Annotated in this window: 14 protein-coding genes; 9 read left to right on the plus strand and 5 right to left on the minus strand. The window is 67.7% G+C overall.

Translation table 11 applies throughout. The annotated features are described in order from the left end of the window. Positions 1-935 precede the first annotated feature (935 nt). On the plus strand, positions 936-1562 hold the full coding sequence (locus E7Z54_RS23610; RefSeq protein WP_168798450.1) for an HNH endonuclease: 627 nt from the start codon (positions 936-938) through the stop codon (positions 1560-1562). Here E7Z54_RS23610 and E7Z54_RS21490 read toward each other — a convergent pair. After that, complete coding sequence (locus E7Z54_RS21490; RefSeq protein ID WP_168798451.1) at positions 1482-3350, minus strand: exonuclease domain-containing protein; 1869 nt, start codon at positions 3348-3350, stop codon at positions 1482-1484. The two genes, E7Z54_RS23610 and E7Z54_RS21490, sit on opposite strands and share 81 nt — an antisense overlap. Positions 3351-3813: 463 nt before the next feature. Between E7Z54_RS21490 and E7Z54_RS21495 the strand changes: the two genes are divergently transcribed. Then, positions 3814-4713 carry a nuclease-related domain-containing protein gene (locus E7Z54_RS21495; protein WP_168798452.1) on the plus strand — a complete coding sequence of 300 codons (900 nt, stop codon included), beginning with the start codon at positions 3814-3816 and terminating at the stop codon, positions 4711-4713. A 159-nt stretch (positions 4714-4872) separates the two neighbouring features. Here the strand turns inward: E7Z54_RS21495 and E7Z54_RS23855 are convergent, their stop codons facing one another. The 4 genes from E7Z54_RS23855 to mobF all read right to left on the minus strand — a co-directional run bounded on the left by E7Z54_RS23855 (position 4873) and on the right by mobF (position 10495). Further along, on the minus strand, positions 4873-5286 hold the full coding sequence (locus E7Z54_RS23855; RefSeq protein WP_206056455.1) for a transposase: 414 nt from the start codon (positions 5284-5286) through the stop codon (positions 4873-4875). A gap of 75 nt (positions 5287-5361) precedes the next feature. Next, the gene (locus E7Z54_RS23860) at positions 5362-5916 is read right to left on the minus strand and encodes an IS110 family transposase (RefSeq protein WP_206056452.1); all 555 of its coding nucleotides are present in this window, start codon (positions 5914-5916) and stop codon (positions 5362-5364) included. 27 nt (positions 5917-5943) lie between these two features. Beyond that, positions 5944-6072: a hypothetical protein gene (locus E7Z54_RS24235; protein WP_276606255.1), complete on the minus strand. Its 129-nt coding sequence runs from the start codon at positions 6070-6072 to the stop codon at positions 5944-5946. Positions 6073-6964: 892 nt separating this feature from the next. After that, positions 6965-10495 (minus strand): MobF family relaxase, encoded by a 3531-nt coding sequence (mobF, locus tag E7Z54_RS21505; protein ID WP_240769832.1) that lies wholly within the window; start codon positions 10493-10495, stop codon positions 6965-6967. A 331-nt stretch (positions 10496-10826) separates the two neighbouring features. On the opposite strand from mobF, the gene E7Z54_RS21510 reads away from it, so the two are divergent. From E7Z54_RS21510 to E7Z54_RS21540, 7 genes are read left to right on the plus strand one after another with little or no spacing between them, the layout of a single operon-like run. Continuing rightward, positions 10827-11447: a hypothetical protein gene (locus E7Z54_RS21510; protein ID WP_168798453.1), complete on the plus strand. Its 621-nt coding sequence runs from the start codon at positions 10827-10829 to the stop codon at positions 11445-11447. Then, complete coding sequence (locus tag E7Z54_RS21515) at positions 11432-12391, plus strand: hypothetical protein (RefSeq protein ID WP_136436772.1); 960 nt, start codon at positions 11432-11434, stop codon at positions 12389-12391. The genes E7Z54_RS21510 and E7Z54_RS21515 overlap by 16 nt, the downstream gene beginning before the upstream one ends. A gap of 25 nt (positions 12392-12416) precedes the next feature. After that, positions 12417-13091: an SAF domain-containing protein gene (locus tag E7Z54_RS21520; protein WP_240769833.1), complete on the plus strand. Its 675-nt coding sequence runs from the start codon at positions 12417-12419 to the stop codon at positions 13089-13091. Beyond that, a complete protein-coding gene (locus tag E7Z54_RS21525) occupies positions 13091-13855 on the plus strand; it encodes a MinD/ParA family ATP-binding protein (protein ID WP_136436773.1) in 765 nt (254 codons plus the stop codon). Before E7Z54_RS21520 ends, E7Z54_RS21525 begins: the two co-directional genes overlap by 1 nt. Continuing rightward, positions 13852-15324, plus strand: coding sequence for a CpaF family protein (locus E7Z54_RS21530; RefSeq protein ID WP_136436774.1), 1473 nt, complete (start codon positions 13852-13854; stop codon positions 15322-15324). Before E7Z54_RS21525 ends, E7Z54_RS21530 begins: the two co-directional genes overlap by 4 nt. Continuing rightward, positions 15321-16181, plus strand: coding sequence for a type II secretion system F family protein (locus E7Z54_RS21535; protein ID WP_168798454.1), 861 nt, complete (start codon positions 15321-15323; stop codon positions 16179-16181). Before E7Z54_RS21530 ends, E7Z54_RS21535 begins: the two co-directional genes overlap by 4 nt. Then, positions 16178-17080 carry a type II secretion system F family protein gene (locus E7Z54_RS21540; protein ID WP_136436775.1) on the plus strand — a complete coding sequence of 301 codons (903 nt, stop codon included), beginning with the start codon at positions 16178-16180 and terminating at the stop codon, positions 17078-17080. Before E7Z54_RS21535 ends, E7Z54_RS21540 begins: the two co-directional genes overlap by 4 nt. Positions 17081-17088: the final 8 nt, after the last annotated feature.

The raw sequence follows: 17088 nt of genomic DNA on the forward strand, positions 1-17088 counted from the left end.
GAGTTCCAACAACCGTGGACTGAAGGGTCCGAACGAGATGCACACTACGCAGACTGGATCAACATGACGAGCGAGAGGTACGAGCACGCGTCCACCGGCGCGGCAAGTGCGGCGACGCCTGCGATGATTGTTCGGGAAACGCCCAGGACAAGAGTGAGCGCACTCACCGCGACCAGGGAACGAAGCCGGGTCGGGGACGTCAGCCGGCTGGCCGGTCCTAGCGACGCAGAACTTCTGGGCGGGCACGTGGACGATCTACAGCGTACCTGTCTCAACTCCCACGTGCCGGGGATCGCTTCTGCTGTAGGGGCGTTCAGTTGGTGGGCCCTTCTCCAACACGGCGCTCTAGGAGCATACTTCCCGATCGACGGTGGACAGCAGCTCGCCTCGGCGTTGGAGTCCACTCCAGTGGGCAGAGCTGTCATCGAACAGGTCGCAAGCTGACGCTTGCCTCGTTCCGCCGCGGGTGGCGAAACAGCCTCTACTCGGCGATCCGCGGATAAACGAATGGGACTGCACCGCGTTCTCAAAGACCCGACCGGATTCCTGGTTGATGTGCGCGCATCGGCTGCTGGCGGCGCTGTCCGGATAGTTCCGGCTCGGCGATCTCCCCAACGTGCGACGACCCCGGTTGCGTAAGTGCGGCACGGTTTGGCGCATCAAGGAGTGGCATGGAGATCTCTCGTCTCCCAGAAGCGCTGTACCACTCCCTCGCCCTCTGCCTAGAGAGCGCAGACCGCGCGGCGGGGCGGCAAGGACTCGGCGGCCCTCCCTCCCCGAGTCGCACACCACGGAGTCCTACACCCAGCGCACTCCTGCCTCGGGCGGTTCACGCATAAGGCGCACGCCGACCACCCAGAACGGTTTCTGGGTCACAATGCTCGGCACAAACCGGAATCGCTCACTCGGCGTCACCGTGAGCCACGTCCACTGGCTTGCCCTGCCGACACTGCGCGGTCTCGCTGGCAGATGAGCCACATCTCCTCCTGGAGGTGGACCACATCGTGCCCGTCTCTAAGGGCGGCCTCTCAACGCCGGAAAACCTTCAGACTCTCTGCTGGCGTTGCAACCGCCGCAAGTCGAACAAGTCTCCGCAGACCGCCACTCCTCGGCTCGCACCAAAACTCGCACCCTCGACCGCAACCGAGGTCGCGCCCGACGTGGTGCACACGGAGGCCCCTGCCGTCGTGGCGCCACAGTCCGCCAACGTCAACGTCGAGGGGCAGCTAGTGAAACTCCGCGAGCTGTACGACGCAGGCCTCTTCACGGACGCGGAGTACGAAGCTAGAAGGCAATCCTGCTCGACCGCCCGTAGGACTGCACTCCTCACCTCGGGTCCATTTGGCGCCCTGCCGATCTCCCGGCGACCCGCGCGAAGTAGTCCGCGTGGACCAAATCACACAACCGATTCTGCCGCGAGTCTCCCCGTCTGCGAGGGCAGGAGACCGCTCGGCGAACTGCTCACTCCCAGGGCCGGGTGCCTATTCGTGCAGCACCGCGGCATCGCGCCACGCCTCTTCAGACTTGGGGAGGGTGAGGCCGAGACCGGACCGGAAGTCTGACCGGGTCCGACCTGCGCGACGTGCGGTGGCGGCTTTCTCCGCGACGGCGGCCCGGGCGGGGTCTGTCGTCGGGTCGTCGTAGAACTTGCCGTCGCGGAGCATCGTCTTGACCGTTTCGGCACCGAGACTCATTCGCTCGCCGATTTCGGCCCGGCTTAGGCCCTGCCGCTGGAGGTCGACGGCCTCCGAACAGCGCGCGACACGGTCCTGCTGCAACTGGCCGTTGAAGGCATTGCGACCGCGGTCGTCGATGGGGACCACCTGGTGGCCCGTGGCTTTCTCATACGCGTCGATGAGCTCCTGGTGCAGGCGCCCACGCGTTCCCACTTCGTATCCGCTGGCGCGGGCCCAGGCCCGAACGTCGGCTGGCGTGGGACCCGTCGTAGAAGGACTCGACCGTGGGCGAGTGAGCGAGTCCCCGGTGACGCCCTCTGCGTGCTGAGGCGTCGGCGCCTTCGGGGTCGTCGGCACCGGCTTGGAGGAGCGTGCAAGAGCTGGCTGGAGATGGGCGAGAAGCACTGCGTACGTGGCCGGCTGGACGGTTCTTGTTCCGGATTCACGAGCCTTCTCGGCCTTGGTGCCTTCAAAGGTGCCGTCGGTGACAAGCATGGCGGTCTTCGCTGACACCGCACCGATGATGCGAACGCCAAGCCTCTCTGACTCCCACTCAAGCCGGGCACGCAAGGTGTCCTCGCAGCCAGTGAAGACCACCTTGTCCCCCACGCGCAGCGGCGTGCCATGCGGCCAGTCGGTCGGCAACTCCTTCAAAAAGGTTGACAGCCTCTGGTTGCGGGCGTTCTCGGCCCGATCGAGTAACGCGGGGATGACCTTCTGGTTCACGCCAAGCAAGTCGGCGATCTGCTGGAGTTCGGCACGCTCGGCGCGACTCACCTTCCCGTCGTCGAGTGCGGCATGCGCGAGGGTCAGCACGAACGCTCGGTTCGCTGCAGCGACGTCGTCATCTGTCAGTTGCACAGCTTCGGCGATCGCGGCCAACTCGTCGGCTTCCTCGGTAGTCACTTCACCGTCTTCGAGGACCTCAGCCAACTTCTCCAGGTAGGCCAGAGCACCCGAAGGAGCGCCTTCGTCGAGCGCGTCAACGAGGGAGAACCGTTCGATGATCTCAACGAGTGCCTGCGGCACCGGCGCGGCTGCCTGCCGTGCCATCACAGTCTGGGCCCGCGGCGAGACCCTGTTTCTCTCCGGGATGAACACGGACGGCGCTCTTGAGGGGGCAGTCGGCCACGAGATGGCCATCGCCGAGCCCGGAAGCTCGACGTGCTCCCGCAACGGAGCACGTCCGATGTGGGGGTGCATGAACATCGCCAGCAGGCCAGCGGTGGCGCGTGCGTCCCCGAGTGCGGAGTGAGCGCTCGTCAGTGGCGCTCCCACGGCCCAGCAACAGTCCGTCAGCCTGCGGCGGTCCAGACTCGGCAAGTGATACTCGGAGGCCTCCAGGGTGCACAGCGCCGGCACGAACGGGAGGTCCCAACCAGCCCGCCGGTACTCGGCCCGCAGGAACGAGAGGTCAAACCTTGCGTGATGCGCGGCGATCGCCGCGCCCCGCAGCCGGTCGTTGAGCTCGACGACCACTTCAGAGAACGTCGGCGCATGAGCAACGTCAGCGTCACGAATGCCATGGATGTGGGTGGCGCCGACCGGCCCCTGCGGATTGATTCGAGTCGCCCACTCATCGACAACTCGCCCCCAGGGGTCCGTGGTGACGACCGCAACTTCCAAGACCCGATGCTGGTTCGGCGATAGCCCCGTTGTCTCGACGTCGATCACAGCGAATCGCGCCTCCGAAGCGACTGACAGCGGAGGCGTTTCGGTTAGCAACGGAGTGCTAGGAAGCGGACGCCGAGCCGACGAGCCATGCGAGGCTGCGGCGTGACGGTTCGTGCGGAACCTGTCGAAGAAACCCATGTGTACTCCGAGAGCTGAGGCGAGAGGTTACCCATGCTGGCATCCACGTCCGGCCATGTCCGAAGAATGCGATCACCATCGCCCGACGCCGGGCGTCACATCACGTGCGCCGGGGCTGAGCCTGGAGTCAGGAACTTTGTTCTCCCTGCCCATCACTCCAGTTGGTTGCACACTCCTTGCTGTGACATTGAAGAGCCGTAGCGAAGAGCGCCGTCGGATGCGTGCCTTGGCGAGCGACGCCCGAGCGGGTTCTTGGGCTCGCGGCCGGGCACGGACAGCTCAACGGGACTTCGTCCGGCGGAACTGGTGGGTATACCTGGGTGCCGTGCTGGTCTTGGTGGCATTGACGAGCGCGGTTTCCATGATGGTGCCCACCAGCTTCCTGAAGGGGCTGGTGATCGGAAGCTTCTTCGTCGGCGGTGGGGCCGCGTTGTGGTCGCTGACCGTTCAGGTCACCGGCACGGCGCCGGTGATGATGGGCGACACGGCAGAGATGTGGACAGCGATGGAACTGCGGCGGCTCCAGTCCCGTGGATGGCGGGTCGTCAACCACTTCCTGCTCGCGAGGGACGACCTTGATCATGTTCTGGTCGGTCCTGGTGGCGCCTACGTGGTGGAGACGAAGTGGAGTGCTTCTCCCTGGCAGTCTGAGTTCGGTCGGTCGCGAGTGCGGGCGGCGGTCGCTCAGGCGAACGCGAACGCGCGCAGTCTCGGACTCTGGCATCCGATGAAATCGCGTGGCGTGCCGGTACGGCCAGTCGTGGTGCTCTGGGGCGGAGGCCCGAATAGGCAGGAGAGCATCGCCCGGGACCAAGGCACGACGATCGTGACGGGAAACGCACTGCGTACCTGGGTGGACCGACTTGACGGAGAGGCTCTCTCCGCGGACCAAGTCGCGGATGTGTGGCAGGCGCTCGATGCGCAGGTGGCACTGCGAGATCCGTCGGACCGGGCAGAGAACCCGGTCCCGACCTCTGTCGCCGCTCTGCTGTCGCGGTGCTCGATCGCGATCAGCTGCGCGGTCCTCGGCTTCTTCCTGGTCGGCCGACTGTTGGCAGCTACTGACTCGGTTTGGCTCAGTGTTGGACTGGGCGCCGCGACCCTGGTTCCTGCAGTCGTGGGCACCCGAGTCCGCAGGCTACGGGTAGCCGCGTGGGGGTGGCTGATCGGAATAGGCCTGCCGGTATTGGCCCTGGCACTGGCCCAACTTCTCAGCCAGCTCTGAGTGACTGGCGCTTTGCGTCCGGCACTGACAGATCCCGTCGAGCATCGGGCATCAAAGTAGAGGTGCGCGAGCACCTCGGGGTCGAGCTGCAAGTAGCCCCGGGCAGTTGTCGTCGAGCCAACACGTGTAGCCCGGCGTCATACCGGCTCCCCTCTGTTGTCAACTGGCCGTCTGGATGAGCTTCCTGGCCGAGGTCTTCCGAGGGTGCGGGGTCGGTTGTAGCGTCGTGGCTGCGGGTCCGGGAAGTGGCTGATCCGAAGTGTCGATGTGCGGGGGCAGGTCGACCGCGCTGGATTCATGAGACACCCCGCAGTGCCCTCCCGGATCCGCACCTTGCGCCGCGCGGGCGTCGGCGAGGAGCTGTCGATAGATCGCGTCGGAGATCCTTCGCTTGAGGCAGCGCATCGCCTCGGCGCACGTCTTGCCGGCAGCGATCTTGCGTCGGTAGTAGGCGCGGCCCGGGGTGTCCAGCCGGATCTGGGTAGCTGCGGCGATGTGGATTATGTGGTTCATCCGCCGATTGCCTGCTCGTGAGAGTCGGTGTCGTACGACTTCGCCGGAGGATGCCTCGATCGGTGCAGTGCCGGTCTAGGAGGCGAACCGGTTCCGGTCGGCGAACCGGGTGACGTCACCTACGTCAGCCAGGACTCAGGCAGCGACGATCGGACCGACCCCTTTGAGGTCCATCAGGGTGGAGCCGCTGTCCTGGACGAGGACCTTGAGCTCCTTGGTCAGGGTCTTCATCTTCTTCTCCACCACGACCAGCTCGGCGAGCTGCTCGGCCGCCGGCCGGCGGCGGGTCTTCCCGACCACGTCGCGTGGCCGCACGCCGGCGAGGATCGCCTTGGCCTGGCCGGTGGTGATGTCCTTCTTTGCCTTACCGGGCGTCAGGTCGGCCAGCAGCCGCTGCAACCGATTCGCGATCTGGGTTCGCTGACGGGCGAGCTCCTCGCGACGGTCGACCAGCATCCGCAGCGCCTCCAGCTCAGGGTCGAGCGCGAGCACACGCAGGTTCTTCGCGCGGACCGCAGCGACCGCGACCGAGTGCGCGTCGTGGGCGTCGGTCTTGCGACCATGGCCGGTGTCGAGCATCCGCGCCCGCGCGGCCAGCTTCGCCGGAACGTCGAGGACGTGCTCGCCCTCGGCCAACAGGCGCTGGGCCACCGATCGGCCAGCGCCGTTGCTCCCCTCTACCGCCCACACGCGCTCGGGCCAGGCCTCGACATAGCGTTACATCGCGGCGAATCCGGCCTTGTCGGTGCTGAACCGTGCTGAGGTCAGGACTCGCTCGTGGCGGTCGATGACCTCGATCGTGGCCGACAACTTGTGGGGATCGACCCCGATGACGATGTTCTCCATGTGCTTCCTCGCGCGTAGATCCGGCAACGGGGCAGATGGCGAGGCGGGCACTGCTACTGCGAGCTGGGCACACCCCTCTCGAGCCACGCCTCCCCGGTGCCCGGGGAGAACGCAAACCGGTAGAGAGCCACACCCACGTCGCGGGTGGGCAGCCGCATAGAGAGCGTCTCGCCGAGCACCTGGACCGAGTCTGGCCGGACGCCGGTCCTACGGGAATCGTCTAGTAGCCGCGAGTGATGCGGGCGAACGACGCGAACTCGGCCGTCGGAACGCGCAGGGTGTGGTATGAAACGCTCGATCGCGGACCCCGTCATGACGCGGGTCCCGTGAGCGAAGAAGCTTCGTGCGGCTTGCGACGACCTGCCGAGTCCCAGGGAGAATGGCTCAAGCCATTTCGCACGCGCGTTCGCCTCGTGCTTTGCCGGCGAGTGCAACCAGCTACCGGCTTGCCGGCCGACCATGGGGAAGGCGAGGCCCTTCGGCACGCCGATGCAACGCGACGCACCGAGATCAGGCACGCCATGACGGCGAGCTTGATCGCATCCCATGCGAGCACGAGGACAACTAGGTTGAGCCAGCCCGGAGCACCGGCCTCGATCGCAACTGGGATCGTCCGCACCGCCAAGGCACACCCGAATGCGAGCGCTCCGAGCGCGAATGCCATGCGGAGGGAGGGCGGCGACTCACCGGCACGGCGGACCAGGACGTTGGCGGGCGCGTAAGCCTGGAGCACGCTGTGCGTGCATGCCACAGCGGCGATGACGGGCAGCGTGATGAGGATGAGCAGCATGTGTACCTCCGGGGCTGGGCGAGCACGAACCTGCTTAGGCCGAACCATGCGTCCCACCGAGCCGAGCCTCGTTCACTGTGGACGGACGCGACAACCTCGGCCCTATAGCGCGGAGACGGCCTGGACGTCGGCAGCTGCGCCGTGCCCCGCCGCCGACGCCTGAGATGCGATGCCCGCGGCGCGTCGCACCGCCTGTAGAGCAACCCGACGATCCGCCCGTTGGGCGTCGGTCGACGCTCCCCCGCCGACCGATACATCCGAGGTGACCTGATAGCGATCACGGTAGGCCGCGACGGTGGCGACGGCAGCCCGCCAAGCCACGAGGTCGGTCGGGCCCGCTGCGGGCGGTTCACCCAGGCTGCGTACCCAACCAGCACCCGCGTCGATTGCGTCCGCAGCCAGCGCGGCCGCCCGTCCTTCGATGAGCTGCTTGCGCTCCTCGATCGCCTGGCGATCCTCGACGGGCATCTCCCCCAGTGGCTCGGGGATGAGGCCTGCGACCAGACGGCCACGGAGTCGACAGCCGCGGGGCGGAGATGCCGCTGCCTGCTCGACCCGGTACCGAAGCACTGCGGCGATGTCGTCAGCATCATCGAGCGGGTGCCGCCCGACTACGCGCGGAACCAGCTTCTCGAGATCGTGGTGGTAGGCCTCGGCCCGGCGGAGCGACGCAGTGAGTGGTCCGAAGGCGGACGACTGGACGACTGCCTCGTGCTGGGCGGGCGTGAGCCCGGACCGTCGCAGGAGTTCCATGAAGCGGTCGCCTTGGGCGTCCGCCGCGATCGTCTCGAGCTCGGCGGCGAGGCGGTCGATGCCGCCGTGGATCGCGTACTCGGCCTCCATCGTCTGGTGCGCGGACATGCTTGCGCCGCTGTGTTGGAGGACCCCGAAGAGCACGGTACGAGCCGTGACGTCGTCAGGCTCGGGAGTCGAGTGGCTGTCGTCCGGCTGGTCGAGTGCGACGTAGGCGGTGTTCGACTCGCGACCGCGGCTCATGGATACGTAGAGGTTCTCGCGAGTGGTCGACGGGGTGACGACCACATGGGAGGTGTCGACGGTGATGCCCTGGGCTCGATGGGCGGTGACGGCATACCCCAGGTCGACGTACTCCACGACGTAGTCGGGCGGCAGAACCGCCTTGCCACGACGTCGTGAATCGAGCCGGTCGACGAGCATCGATCCGTCGCGCCGGATGTCGACCACCCGCCAGCGGTCACCGTTCTTGACCCAGCCATCGCGCGAGGTCCGCAGGGTTCGCGCGTTCCGTCGGGTGATGACCACATCCCCGACAGAGGCGCTGTTGCCGTCGGCCAGTGGGAGCTCACGGCCATCGACGGCGCCGTCGAGCAGCAGCCGCTCGGCGCGCGCCCGCTCGTTCAGACTTCGTACGGCGTGGGAGGACTCGGTGACGAGGACGCTGGCCTTGCCGGCGCTACAGTCCGCACGCCACGCCTCGTAGGCCCGGTCGAGCATCTCCTCGGCTAGTCCCGCGCGGATTCGCTTCTGGCGGACGTACGTCGAGATGACCTCGACCTCACCCCGACGAAGGGCGAGGGAGGCGTGCTTCTCCCAGTCGTTCACGAACCGATGGATGTCGGTCAGCTCCGGGACATCGCTGCGCCAATCGACCAGGAGCGCGAAGGCGCCCCCGGCTTCGACGGACTGGAGCTGATACGGGTCACCGACCAGCAGCACCTTGGCCCCGGCACCTTCAGCGATGCCACTGATCCGGTCGAGTGTGGTCGTTCCCGCAAGCGTGGCCTCGTCAATGATCACCAACTGCCCGGCGCGCAGGTCCGTTCGCCCGTGGTCGTACTCATGCAGCCACTTCGCCGTGTTGTCACAGGCGATCCCGAGGTCGTCGGCCAGTGCCTGCGCAGCTGTCGCGGAGGGCGCCAGTCCGACGACGCTGCCGTGTCCGTGCTCGACGTTCCACGCGGAGCGAAGGGCGTGCATCGTTGTCGTCTTGCCTGCGCCCGCGGGACCAACCAGCAAATCCAGCTTTCGACCGGACGTGGTGATGCTCTCGAGTGCGGTCCGCTGTTGAGTGCTGAGCCGACCACTCGAACGCAACACCACCCGCGCCAGCGTGCTGCGGCGCACGGTCGGCGCGCTCGTCGCTTCCGAGCGGTCCAGGAGGCGTGCTTCGGCTTCCATGATCGCGGTCGAGGAGTACTTGGCCGCGTGCCGCGGCCGGAAGAGGCTCGTGCCGTCTTCACGCTGGAAGCGAACCGGGCTGCTTGCCAATTCCGGTGGCGTGAGCGACACCGACTGACGCTGAGCCGCTTCGACCACCATGGCGACGACCGCCTCGCGGTCCGTGGTGATTGCGAACCGGAGGCCCACCGTCTGATTCGATGCCTCGGCCAGGAGGTTCCAGTGGGTCCACACCGCCCTTTTGACCTCGACAGCGGCCACGACATCAGCGGCGATCGCCTCGATCGCAGCCAGAGGAACGTCGTCGACGGTGAGCGGAGCGCCACCCGCGCCAAGGAGGGTTGCCGCCCAGGCGGTGGCGTCCGCGCCCAGTCGCTCAGATGCGCGGCGTCGCCACTCGGCTGTCAGGTCAACGAGCGACCGCACCTGCTTGGGTGGTCGAGTACCCAATGTCGCGTGAGCGCGGAGCTCGACGATGACCTTGGGCGACGGCATCCGACCGTGCCTTGCGACGTACTCGGCGATAAGCTCGTCCTTCTTGAGCTCGATCTCGCGGGTCCGGCTCGAGAACTCGGCGATGAGGTCATCGCTGATGCCGGCGATCTCCCATTGCGGGTTGCGGTCGGCGCCGCGTTCGCGGAGTTCCCAGTCGATCCCGATGTCGCGGCTCAGCCGGTCGGCCAGCAGTGCGTTGTAGTGCGCGGACAGGCCGGTGACGGAGGAGAACACCGGGCGCCCGTCGAGGCTTCGCCACCGTCCGTCCATCACCGTCAGCACCTTGTTGGACACCACCACGTGGGTGTGGAGCTGAGGATCTCCTGCGCGGGAGTCGAAATGGTCGTAGGCGACGGCGGCGACTCCCACCACACTGACCTGGGCCACGGCGCCGTTGCTGTCGGAGATGCCGGCCCTCGTCGCGGCCACTTCCCGCTCGAAGAAGTCGATGACGTCGGCGACAGCCGCGTGATGCGCTTCCGCAATCCGCTCCTGGGTGGCCGCGTCGGCAACTGCCCACAGCACCGACACCGACTTGGGGACGCTGAAGGTGAAATCGAAGCCCGCCACGGCCCGGCGCATGCCGGCAGCGGTCTCCTCGGCTTCGATCCGGCTCGTCTCGGCCGCGCAGTCCTCCTGCGTCATCTCCGGATCGAGAGCCGCCACTCGCTCGTCGATGCGGTCCGCCAGGCGCTTGTACGTCGGATACGCACGCCCGAGCTGCTCCCCAGTGATGGGGTCCCGCCCCATGCCGATCAGCAGCGCGAGCTGCTCCTCGGTCACCTGCATCCCGACAGCCAGCTGACCGCCTCCGAAGGACCGGACTCCAGAGCCGAGCCAGCGGCCTGGCGGCGTACCGACCTCGGCGTAGTACCGAGTGAGTGGCGTCGACAGGGCTCTGCTGCCGTCGCCCGCGGCGACGCTGCGCAGCAGGTACTGATAGCCGCTGCCCGCGGACATCCGCCGCAGCGAGACCGTCACGGCCGTTTCCATTCCACAGCCCTCAGGTGCGCTTCTCCATCCACAGACCCCTCGATCTGCAATCCGTGTGAGGGGCGAGAGGTGGTGGGTGGAGACATGCGGGGATGGAGCAGGGGACGAGGGAAGGACCGATGACGCGGCGAGAGAAGGCAGGAGGCGTGGGGTCGGTAGAGCGGGTTGGAGAAGGCGAGGCACCTGAGGCTGGAAGGGCCTGTGGAAGTTGAGGGGCCAGAAACACGAATCGTGGTTACGATGAGGCGCAGACGGCGCTCGGGATCCGTCCGCAGCGGCGTCCGCCTCCTCTGTCACCGGTAGGAGGAACAGGAACCGCATGATGAATCGACTCGGGTTGATCTCCTGGGCGACCGGCATACTGATGTTGGCCGCGGTCTCCGCATGTGGCGGCAGCGACACTGATCCCCCAGCGACCGCCCAGCCGTCGTCGGCGCCGCCGAGCTCACCGACGGCGAGTCCCTCGCCGAGCTCTCCCTCCGACGCGGCGAGCGCCAATGCCACCGAGGCGGTGCGGAGCTACTTCACGGTGGTCGACCAGCTCCGCAGCGAATCTGCGGCCGACCTCAAGAAGCTGAAGTCCGTCGCGACTAGCGCGCAGCTCAACGCCGTCACGACCCTCATCGACCGATCGCGCGACGAGGGCCAGCGGCAGACCGGCACGACAGCCATCAACGAGCTGAAGGTTCAGTCGGTCAACCTCGACAACTCCGACCCGAAGGCCGGCAAGGTCCCGACGGTCGTCATTGACGTCTGCTGGGACGTCAGCAAGGTCGACGTGCTCGACAGGAGCGGCAAGTCGATCGTCTCCCCAGACCGCCCGGACGCCGGGTGGACGCGTTACACCGTCGCCAACTACGACTACGCCGCCGATCCGACCGGCGGCTGGCGCGTGGCGACGGGCCAGGACCTCAAGCAGACGCCATGCGCGGCATCCTGACTCGCCTCCTCCTGACTGCCCTGTCCGTCGCCGGCCTCACCGTCCTTGTCCACGCCCCGTCATACGCGGACACGGTGTGCTCCCAGACCGACCCGGCGACGGGCGAGTGCCTCATCTGGATCGAGGTGCCGGGCACGCCGGGTACGCCAGGTGAGCCGGGTGACGACGGGCCAGAGGACACCGGAAGCGGAACCGCCTGCTACTGGGACGGCACGAGCCAGGGCATCACGAAGCCACCGCCTGGGCCGGTTCCCTGCACGAAGGACGGCGCCTACTGGTCGAACACGTACCACTGCTACATCAGCCCGGTCGAGCCTCCGCCGCCTGCGAGCGACCCGAGCTGGCAGGGTCATGAGCCCGGCGACGGCGCTGTGTACTACTGCGACCAGCCGCAGACGGGCCTGCTCATCACCATCTGGTCGCAGGACCCGCCGCCGAACTCCGGCACGGGACCGACACCACGCGAGGTTGCGCAGATTGCCATCGAGCGGATGCGCCTATCTGCCATCAACATCGGCATCGCACCCGAGCCAGGTCCAGACAGCATCGGCCTGGTCGGGATGCCGGTCTGGATGTGGGCCAAGAATCCGAACGCGCACACCGTCGGCCCCATCACTGAGAGCGCCTCCGCCGGGGGCATCACGGTCACGGCCACCGCGAAGGTCCTCCACATCACCTGGGACATGGGCGACGGCACCGAGGTCGTTTGCAACACGGCGGGCACGCCGTACAAGCCGTCGTACGGGAGGAAGGACTCCCCCGACTGCGGCCACACCTACACGAAGTCGAGCGCGCACGAGGCCAACGACGCCTACACCGTCACGGCCACGTCGAGCTGGGTCATCACGTGGTCGGGCGCCGGCCAGACAGGGACGATCCGGCTTGACGGCCTCAACCGCTCGACACAGATCCGGATCGGCGAGGCGCAGGTGCTCGTGAACTGACGAGCTGCGCGGGAGGTACGACGAAGTGTCCACAACTGCCCGAGAGGACCGGAGGACCGGCCCGCGCTCCGCCGCGCCGGAGACCGCCGCCATCACTCCCCCACCCAAGTTCCGGAGACGCCCTGCGCTGGTCGTGGCCGCGGTCATCGTGACCGCGCTCGGCTGCCTCCTCGGCGCGTGGGCCTGGAGCGCTACGACCAACACCCAGGAGGTGCTCGCTGCCCGCGACACGATCCACCGCGGCGAGGTGATCGAGGCCGAGGACATCCAGCGGATCCGGATCAGCGCCGACCCGGCGCTGTCGCCGCTGCCCGCTTCGGCGTACGAAGACCTCATCGGTCAGCAGGCAGCCCTCGACATCGCGGCTGGCGGGCTCCTCACGAGCGAGTCGACGGCCGACGAGCCGCTGCCTCCGCAAGGCCAGTCGATCGTCGGGATCTCTCTGACGCCCGCACAGGTCCCCGGAATGCCTCTGTACGGCGGCGACAAGGTCCGCATCATCGTCACGCCGGGCGACAACGGAGAGGCACCCGCCAGCTCCCCGCAGTTCACGGTCGCCGAGGTCGTCGACACCTACCTGGACGAGACGACCGGCAACACCGTCGTCAACGTCCTGGTGCCTCATGCCGATGCCGGGATCCTTGCCGCGCGAGCCGCCACCGGGAACGTCGCCCTGGTGCTGGACTCCGGAGCGGAGTGATGGCCGTCATCTGCCTGACCTCTGCATCCGGCTCGCCCGGCGTCACCACGACGGCCGTTGGTCTCGCGTTCTGCTGGCCACGCCCTGTGCTTCTCGTCGAGGCCGACCCCACCGGAGGCTCCGGCATCCTCGCCGGGTTCATGAAGGGCACGACGCCGTACGACGCCGGACTCGTCGAGCTGGCGCTCTCGCCGCTCAGCACGGCGGATGCGCTACGGGACGTCGTCCGACCACTGAGCCCGAACGTCTCCCTCGTCGCGGGAACGCGGACACACGCTCAGGCGGCGGCACTACGCGACCTGTGGGAACCACTCGGCTCGGCCTTGCGCGAGCTCGAAGCGAGCGGGCAAGACGTCATCGTCGATGCGGGCAGGCTCGGGCTGACGGGGTCGCCGCAGCAGCTCCTGGACTCGGCTGACGCGACCCTGCTGATCACCCGCGCCAACCTGCCGGCGATCTCTGCGGCACGCTCATGGGCCGAGACCGTCCGCGAACCCGGGACCGGATGGAGACACCCGGGCCTGCTCCTCATCGGCGAAGGTCACCCGTACCGCGACACCGAGGTCGCCAAGGTGCTCGGCATGCCCGTGGTCGCCGACCTCCCCGACGATCCCGCGGCGGCCGCCGTCTACCACCGTGGCGCGCACCCGCCCCGTCACTTCGAGACAGGCCCCTACGTGCGGGGGCTCCAGGCAGCCGCCCAGTCGGTCCAGGCGCACGTCGCACGTGGTCGGTTCGCGATCGTCGAGGAGGCCAGGCGATGACTGAGGCTTCCCGCAACCTGACCGAGTACGGCGAGCTGTCGCGCCTGCCGCTGTTCAGCCAGCCGACCAACGGGTCGAAGCCAGTAACCGCGAAGCTCGGCGCTCCGGTCACCGCTCCTCCGCCGTCAGGCCCTCATGTCGACTGGCCGATCGTCGCGGAGCTGCGCGCTCGAGCGTCCGAGCAACTGAGCCAGGCCGTCGCCTCAGAGCCAAGCCGACTCGACAAGGCAGCGCAGCAGGAGCTCGGCCGTTCGATCGTCCTGGACCTCATCGAGTCAGCGATGGCCGACGACGTCGACGCCGGCCGCGGCGCCTGGAGCCCGGCGCGCCAGCAGGCCACGGCGCAGGCGGTCTTCGACTCGCTCTTCCGTCTGGGTCGTCTGCAGCCTCTGGTCGACAACGACGACATCGAGAACATCGTCATCGTCGGACACGAAAACGTCCTCCTCGAACTGGTCGACGGCACCCTGGTCGACGGCCCAGCGGTCGCTGACTCGGACCAGGAGCTCATCGACTTCCTGGTCTTCCTTGCCTCGCGCAGCGAGGTCAACGCTCGCTCCTTCTCCGAGGCCCAACCGCGGCTGCATCTGCGGTTGGACGGCGGATCCCGCCTTGCCGCCGCGGCCTGGGTCACGCCCCGTCCATCGGTCGTGATCCGACGGCACCGGCTGATGCAGGTCACCCTCGACGACCTCGTCGCCAGAGAGATGATGACGCCGACCGTGGCATCGTTCCTGCGAGGCGCCGTCCGGGCACGGCGCTCGATCGTCGTGGCCGGCGCCCAGGGAGCGGGCAAGACAACCTTGGTCCGCGCACTCTGCTCCGAGATCGACGCCATGGAGGCGATCGGCACCTTCGAGACCGAGTACGAGCTCCACCTCCATGAGTTGGGCCGCCACAAGGTCGTCCACGCCTGGGAGGCACGGCCGGGATCCGGTGAGCGCGGGCCTGATGGCCGCCAGGCCGGCGAGTTCACGCTCGATGAGGCGCTCGTCGACTCCTTCCGGTTCAACCTCTCGCGTCAGATCGTCGGCGAGGTACGAGGCAAGGAGATCTGGGCGATGATCAAGGCGATGGAGTCCGGCACGGGCTCCATCTCGACGACCCACGCGGCTGACGCCGTGTCAGCGGTCCGCAAGCTCGTCACCTGTGCAATGGAGGCGGGTCCTCACGTCACCCAGGGGCTCGCGGCCAGCAAGCTCGCGGCCACGGTGGACCTGATCGTCCAGTTGAGCATGGAGACCACGGCCGTTCCCGGCGGTGCGCAGCGGACGAGAAGGGTCGCCGAGATCATCGCCCTCGCCCCCGGCGAGAAGGAGGTCGGGTATGCCACCACGCACGTCTTCCGTGTTGATGCTTCAGGTATCGCCGTACCGGACGTATTGCCCGACGAATACCGCACACTGGCCCAGTACGGGTTCGACCTTGCGGCGTACCTCTCGACCCAGCGGTACGGAGGCCAACCGTGACTCCCTTGATTCCCGCCCTCGCAGGTGGACTGGTCGCGATCGGCATCCTCGGGATGGTCCTCGGCCTGCGACCGACAGCAGAACCACCTCGCGAGAAGCGCATAGCCCGAGGCCGCCGCGTCGCCCTCACGTCGCGCAACCGGATGCTTCTCCTGGTCGGCGTCGGGCTGGGCATTCTCGGCTGGATCATCACCGGATGGGTACTTGCGCTGGTCATTGCGCCGGTGGCGGTCATCGGACTGCCGGCTCTGCTGGGCGCTCCGCCCGCCGCCACCCAGATCAACCGTCTCGAAGCGATGGAGGAATGGACGCGTTCGCTCTCCGGTGTCCTGACCGTCGGAATCGGGCTCGAGCAGGCGCTGGTCGCGACACTGCGCTCCACGCCGGCGCCGATCAATCCTGAAGTCAGCCGGCTCGTCGCTCGCCTTCGTGCACGATGGGACACCGAGACGGCGCTCAGGGCCTTCGCGGACGAACTCGACGATGCGACAGGCGACCTGATCGCCGCGAACCTCATCCTCGGAGCACGCCGCCGCGGCGCCGGGCTCGCGAGCGTTCTCGAACGTCTCGCGGAGTCGGTCGCAGCCGACGTACGGGCCCGCCGTCAGGTGGAGGCCGATCGAGCCAAGCCTCGCGCGACCGCTCGATGGGTGACACTCATCAGCGCCAGCGTGCTGGTCGTTCTTGCGCTCTCCGGCCAGTACGTCGAGCCGTACGCGACCGCCATCGGCCAGGTGATCCTCGTCGTGCTCCTCTCGGCGTACGTCGGCACCCTGATCTGGATGCGGCGCATGGCCACCGGCAAACCGCTGCCGCGCTTCCTAGAGACCCGACCCGATGCGGTCGCGACGCCATGATCACCGGTCTCCAGTTGGCGGTCCTGTCCGGCGGCCTGATCGGCCTCGGACTCGCTCTGGTCGTCGCGCGACTCCTCCCCGCGGAGCCGGACCTCGCGGACGCGTTGGACAGGGTTTCCTCGACGCGCAATCGGGCCAACACGAATGCCCCGGTGGCGCGGACTGGCAAGGAACGACTCGGGCTCTGGGGCATGCGGGTGCTGCCTCCAGGAGTGTGGGTGCGGACGCCGACCCGGGAGCTTGCCCTGCTCCGGATCTCCGTCGCGCAGTTCTACGGCGAGAAGCTCACCTTCGCCGGCCTCGGCCTCCTCATCCCGCCCGGGCTCACCCTGCTCTTCAACTCCCTCGGGCTTGGTCTGCCACTTCAGATCCCGGCGCTCGCGTCGATCGGCCTCGCGGCCGTCATGTTCTTCATCCCGAACTACAACGCGCTCGATGAGGCGCGGAAGGCGCGCGTCGAGTTCGCCCGCGCTCTCGGCGCCTACATCGACCTGGTCGCACTCGAGCGGCACAACGGCAGCGGTGTCCGACAGGCGATGGAAGCGGCGGCGGAGGTCGGCGACTCCTGGGTCTTCACCCGGCTCTCGGAGGAGCTGACCCGGTCGCGCTGGTCGGGCCTCCCGCCTTGGGACGCATTGCACACCTTGGCAGAGGAGCTCGGACTCCCCGAGCTCGACGACTTCGCCGACATCATGCGGCTCTCCGGCGAGGAGGGAGCGAGCGTGTACGCCACCCTGCGTGCCCGGTCCGCCGCCATGCGCACGGCAATGCTCAACGAAGAGATCGCCCAGGCGAACGCCGTCGGCGAGCGCATGACCATCCCCGGCTCGCTGCTCGGCGTCATCTTCATGGCCCTGCTCGTAGCCCCCTCATTGCTTCGCATGTTCACGACCTCGTGACACGGAAG

It is taken from the genome of Nocardioides sp. (genome assembly GCF_004803405.1).
GTDB classification, from domain to species: domain Bacteria; phylum Actinomycetota; class Actinomycetes; order Propionibacteriales; family Nocardioidaceae; genus Nocardioides; species Nocardioides vastitatis.